This window comes from Halorhodospira abdelmalekii, assembly GCF_016583625.1.
Taxonomy (GTDB): Bacteria; Pseudomonadota; Gammaproteobacteria; order Nitrococcales; family Halorhodospiraceae; genus Halorhodospira; species Halorhodospira abdelmalekii.
This window is the reverse complement of the sequence record NZ_NRRN01000112.1, coordinates 1-1925: the sequence shown is the minus strand read 5'-3', so window position 1 is coordinate 1925 and position 1925 is coordinate 1. Positions and strand designations below refer to the sequence as shown.

The following is a 1925-nucleotide window of genomic DNA, read 5'->3' as shown; positions in this document are numbered from 1 at the left end:
CACCCAAGTTCCACAGTTAAAGACGTAACTTGTTGATATCCGGACGCCCGGATTTCAAAAAATGCCACAACATTGCTCAGCAGGGTTCCTTCGGCACCTCCACGCCGGCGGCCTCGAAGAGGTCGAGCTGCTCCTGGCTGGGCCGTGTCAGGCCCTCGTAGGCATGGGGGCCCACGTGGACGGTGTGCCGCTGGATTTGCCGCAGGCTGCGCAGCAGCTTCTCCGGTGAGTGCGTGCTGCCGGCCGCCTTGAGGCGCTCGCGCAGCACGCGGTAGAGCAGCAGCGCCAGGAAGCAAATCATTGCGTGCGCCCGAATGCGCTCCGGCAGCCGGTGGTAGACCGGCGCGATTTCAATCTCCGACTTGAGCACCCGAAAGCCGCGCTCGATGTCGGCCAGGGAGCGGTAGCGCTCCACCACCGCCTCGGCGTCCATGTCGGTGAGGCTGGTGACCAGCAGCAGCTTGCCGTCCAGACGCTCGGCGGCCGCCCACGCCTTTTCGTCGATGCTGTAACTGAACTGCGGCGCACCCAAATCGGTTTTGATGATGGAGCTCATGCGCTTCTCCAGCACCGCCTTGTGGAAGCGCTGGTGGGCGCTGCGGTCGCTGGAGCGCCGGCCACGACCGGGCTGGCCGGCGTCCTGGTTGTTGAGGCGCTCTGCGAGCTGAGCACCCAGCGCATCGAGCTCCTCAATGGTCTCTCGGCGCTGTGCGCTTTGCTCGGCGGCCCGCTCGGCGTTGTGGGCCACTACCAGACGGCGGCCGTTCCAGGTGGTCTCCATCACCACGTCCCGGCTCGACTCGGCCACCGCCGCCGCCAGTTGCGGATGGAGACGCTCCATCACCTCGGTGAAATCGCCATAACGCCGGGCCGGCACGGCTAGAATGTAGTCGACGGCCAGCCCCTGCTCGGCCCCCAGGGCCTCCAGGGTGTCGATGTTGTCGAAGCTGAGCAGGCCCCGGTCGGCCACCACCACCACGCGGGTGAGCGCAAAGCGCTCCAGCAGCCGCTCGATCATCGGCGCCAGGGTGCGCGTCTCGGCGACATTGCCTTCGAAGACCTCATGGGCGATGGGCAGACCCTCGGCGGTCTGCACCACACCCAGCGCGAACTGGCGGCCGATACCGGCGGTGTCCTTGCTCAAGCCGTACCGGCGGATGTCGTCTTCGACCGTCTGGGTGCCGTGAATGCGCACCGTGGTCAGATCGTAGAAGATGACGCTGAGCTCCTGGTCGAGCAGCGGCCGCAACTGACCGGCGACCGCCCGCTCCACCGCCTCCTTGTTGTCCTCCAGCGCATCCATGGCGCGCAGGAGCTGCTCGTGGTGGATTGCCGAGGCGTCCAGACCGGGAACACTGGTGTTCTCGCGCAACCACTCCAGCGTGCCGCGCTTGCTGCTCGGCTCGGCAAGGCGATTGAAGACCATGGCCCGGATGAGCACCTCGGCATCGAACTGGCGCCGAGAGGAGCGCAGGGCGCGCTGCAGGGCACCACCCAAGCCGAGCTCCTGCCAGAGCTGATGCAAGGTCCAGACATCGCCAAAGGCGCGGGCCGAATCGAAACGCGGTGCCTCCGGCAACGACTCGGGGCGACCCGCCGCCCGCTGGAGGCCCTTGATGAGGGCATCCAGATCCGAAGCCTTAAGGTGATCGAGGCGGCCGAGGCTCGCCACCACACGCTGTTTGACCTTGCCGGCGGCGTCCCGATAACCCTCGACCAGCTGAAGGTAGCGACGCGGGCCGGACTTTGTGATGCGCACATACATGGCATGACATTGTGCCGCCGGAAACTTTATACATCAAGGAGCAAGGCATTGACACGTGACACAACAAGAATTCGCGCGAAATATGGGGGTCAAACAAACCCCATCAATCACTTACACTACACCAACCCCCTCAGATCGGGAGTGAACTGTGGAACTTGGG

Annotated in this window: 1 protein-coding gene; it reads right to left on the bottom strand. The window is 65.0% G+C overall.

Features of this window, described 5'->3' with window-relative positions; genetic code table 11:
* Positions 1–76 precede the first annotated feature (76 nt).
* Positions 77–1765 (bottom strand): IS1634 family transposase, encoded by a 1689-nt coding sequence (locus CKO15_RS13595; protein WP_200197345.1) that lies wholly within the window; start codon positions 1763–1765, stop codon positions 77–79.
* Positions 1766–1925 lie beyond the last annotated feature (160 nt).